Origin of the sequence: Streptomyces roseus (assembly GCF_001044425.1) — a bacterium.
GTDB classification, from domain to species: domain Bacteria; phylum Actinomycetota; class Actinomycetes; order Streptomycetales; family Streptomycetaceae; genus Streptomyces; species Streptomyces roseus.
Genome location: NZ_LFML01000035.1, coordinates 1 through 3,433, shown reverse-complemented (window position 1 = coordinate 3,433; position 3,433 = coordinate 1). Strand labels below are relative to the sequence as shown.

The window sequence follows — 3,433 nt, the reverse complement described above, 5'->3', positions numbered from 1 at the left end:
CAGGTCGACAACCCGGGGTACGCGACCTGGCACGTTCCGTTTGCAGCCCTGGCCAGCTCGCCGCTGACGTCCAGCGCTGACCGGCAAGATCCGGCTCTGTTGGTGTCAGGTGCTGATGTCACGGCCGACGGGAGTCCTTGACATGCCGATGAACTTGGCCATGTCGTAATTCGGCCGGATCAGCTTGGCCACGTCGTACCTCGGGGCGATGAACTTGGCCACGTCGTACCTCGGCATGATCAGCTTGGCCACGTCGATCGACCCCAGCGGCCTATAGCTACGAGACGCCACTGACCCAAGAGGGTTGTAGGCACGGGCAGCCGCATGGCCAATGGAGCCGTCACGGGGCTCCTGGTGGGAAGCGAGCACGCTCCGCCTTGCCGTATTGAACGGCTCACCTGTCTCTGCCATGTGCTTGCGGATCGCCTTCTTCAAGGCCTTGTTCTCCGTCATTTTTCCTACTCCTGCGCGGACCCACGCTCCCCGCTCAGAGGGACGCGCAGATGGCGCGCCGAACAACGGGAACAGTCTCGACGCGAGTCTGGGACCCTTGGCTCTCCATACAGCCCCAGCGTGGGTGGGACCGCTCAAGCGCAAGCAGGCGTCTACTGCTTAGCAGAGAACGGTACCGGACATGTCACCCTTCGCGTAAGCCCTTTGGCAGACGTCCAGCTGCCCAGCCACCACCTACCCCAGCTCCCATCCCGTCTGCCGTCGGCCCACGGCATGTAGAGCAGGCGCGGTGCCGGGCGTCCAGGTGGAGCGCGCCACTGTACGAACGACCTGGACGCCCGGTGCCGTGTCTGCTCGGCTTGTCGGGGGCTGATGGCAGACGGGATGGGAGCTCCCCCGCATCAACCCCACTCGGCCGGCACCCGCCCGCGGCGCCCCCGCCATCCCGGAGTCGGAGCGCCCCCGCCGGAGGCATGTCGGTGACAGATGGAACCGGAGGCCGTAGGGGACTGCCTCATGCCTTTGGGCCTATCCCGCCTTGCAGGGGCGGGCGTCGGCGCAGCGGGGGCGGAGCGGGCCGAAGGCAGGAGCGTCGCCCCGAGCGGAGCCGGGAAGCCCGCCCGGCGGAGCGGAGCGCAGCCGGGTGCTTGATGAGGTAGAGAAACCTGTAACAGGTCCCCCGCTGATCCTCGGCTTACGCCGTGGTGAGTGCGTCGGCGATGGCCTGCATGTCGTCCGTGACGGCATCGGCTCCCGCGTCCGAGAACAGAGCGGCCTTGTGGGGCTTGTTGGCGTAGCCGATCACCATCGAACCCGCTGCGTGAGCGGCCTGGATGTCCGTGAGCGAGTCACCGATCAGGGCGCAGTGCGTGACATCCATCTGCATCTGCTCCGCCGCCCCAATCAGCGGAAACGGGTTCGGCTTCATCAGGTGCGGCTGCCCAGATGGCCGACCGATGACCTTCGCGACGAACTCCCCCAACCCGTGCTCCTCCAGGAAGCGCTGGACGCATTCGGCGGAGTTATTGCTCACCACCGCCACGGCCCGCCCCGAGGCACGCACGGCCTGGAGGGCTTCCACCGCCCCCGGCGTCGGCGGGCCGGCCACCACCACGGCTTCGACCTCGGCCGCCGTTAGCGCCTGCTCCACCATCCGGCCGATCTCGTCGCCAGCCTCGTGCGCGATGCGCATGACCTCGATCGGATCGTCGGTCTCGGCGGCCTTGGCACCGGCGGCCTCGTCCTGAGCTGCGAGCAGTGCGGTGAGCTGCTTGGCGACCTCTGGGGCGGGCAGCCCGGCGAACACGTCGCACACCGGCCCGTCGAAGTCGAAGAAGATCACGCGCGCGTTCGTGAGGCTCCGGAGAGGCGGTCATCGTGCGTCAAGTCGAAGTCCCTTCCGATGGTCTGCGTGTCGCTCTCGAACCGTATGCCTCGCTGCGCCCAGGTGTACTCCCCAGTCGTCACTGGTGGGCTTGGCTCCGAGTCTGGCCCGCCCCGTCCAGCAGGAGTCGGCTCGTGAAGCCCCGTAGGCACAGCCGCTCGTACGCCTCGGTCACATCGTCCGGTACCGGCTGGCTGATCATGAAGCCCTGCGCCGGGTAGATCAGTAGGCGTTGCAACGCGCCGACCAGCATGTCGATCACCAAGCGGGCGTCGCCGATGGAATCGACGTACTCCTCCAGCGTCATCGGGCTGGAAGCGCTGACGATCTCCACGTCGGGCCACAGCTTCCGCGCCGTGGCGTACGCGCGCCGCTCTTCGTAGGGCTTGCTGATGAGCAGCACAGAGGACACCTCGATTCCGGCCTCCGCGAGAAGCTGCCGGGAGAAGCGGATGTTCTCGCCCGTGTTCCGGGCTCGCGGCTCCACCAGCACGGCCGAGCTGGGGACGCCAAGTTCGAGCGCCCGCTCCCGGTAGTGCACGGCTTCGCCGCGGGGCATCCGTTCCCGTGTCGTCGGGCTGGTGGCTCCGCTGAACACGAGCAGGGGGGCCATGCCGGTCCGGTACAGATCGACTGCGGTGTCGGCTACGCCCAGGTCGTGGCTGCCGAGCCCGAGTGCGACGGAGCACGGCCGGAGTGCGTGGCCCATCTGGTGGTACTCCCACAGGCGCCGCGTGTCTGCCCAGTCCTGCGTCGAGATCACTCCTGGCCTTCCCTGTCCTTCGCGGAATCCGGGACCTTGAAGTCGTACTCCCAGGCGAATCGCGAGGCGGCGTGCACCCCGATGGCGTATTCGACCACGGTGCCGTCAGCCGTGTAGGTCGTGCGGTGCAGTTCGACGACCGGTTCGCCCGGCGGCAGCTGCAAGAGCCTCGTCTCGTCCGCCGTCGGCGTGCGGGCGAAGATTCGCTCCTTCATGTGGTCGATCTCGTACCCAGCGTCGTAGAGCACGCGAAATCCGCCGCCTCGGCCGGCGGGGCCGGGGGTCGGATCCACCAGGCGCGTACCTTCCACGTGCTCGGGCCGGTAGTAGCTGGTCAGCGCGTGTGTCGGCTGATCGCCCTCCTTCACGAGCCGGGCACGGGCGTAGACCTGTGCGCCCGCCGGGAGTCCGTGTGCGGCCGCCGCCTCCGGAGGTGCCTCAACGAAGTCGACCGACTGGGTCTGCTTGTTGCGGCGGTACGGCCGGCCCGAGGCCACGCGGTCCGCGATGAAAGCCACCTCGTCCCCGTCGCGCCACTTCGCTTTGTCGTAGCGGGCGATACCGAGTCGCTTCAGCGGCACCTGCTCTCGCACGACAGTCCCGTGTCCCCGGGAGGAGGTGACCAGACCTTCCGCTTCCAGCGCCTTGTAGGCGGCGTGGACGGTGGACTTGGAGCCTTCGCCCGCGTCGACCAGATCTCTGATGTGCGGCAACCGCTGGCCCGGCGCGTAGTCACCCCGTCTGATCTGCTCCGCCAGCTTGTCCGCCAGCTCCCGCCACTTGGGCGCCATCTCGAACTCCTCTCGTCGGAATCAGTCAAACACAGTCCCAGG

At 67.8% G+C, this 3,433-nt stretch carries 4 protein-coding genes; all 4 read right to left on the bottom strand.

All coding sequences use genetic code 11. The features are described from left to right. Positions 1-105: 105 nt before the first annotated feature. Complete coding sequence (locus tag ACS04_RS09895) at positions 106-453, bottom strand: hypothetical protein (protein ID WP_048476175.1); 348 nt, start codon at positions 451-453, stop codon at positions 106-108. Between the two features lie 694 nt (positions 454-1,147). After that, a complete protein-coding gene (locus ACS04_RS09890; protein WP_342449407.1) occupies positions 1,148-1,795 on the bottom strand; it encodes an HAD family hydrolase in 648 nt (215 codons plus the stop codon). A gap of 121 nt (positions 1,796-1,916) precedes the next feature. Continuing rightward, the gene (locus ACS04_RS09885; protein WP_048476174.1) at positions 1,917-2,600 is read right to left on the bottom strand and encodes a YdcF family protein; all 684 of its coding nucleotides are present in this window, start codon (positions 2,598-2,600) and stop codon (positions 1,917-1,919) included. After that, positions 2,597-3,391, bottom strand: a complete 795-nt coding sequence (locus tag ACS04_RS09880) for a GntR family transcriptional regulator (RefSeq protein WP_048476173.1) — start codon at positions 3,389-3,391, stop codon at positions 2,597-2,599. Before ACS04_RS09880 ends, ACS04_RS09885 begins: the two co-directional genes overlap by 4 nt. Positions 3,392-3,433 lie beyond the last annotated feature (42 nt).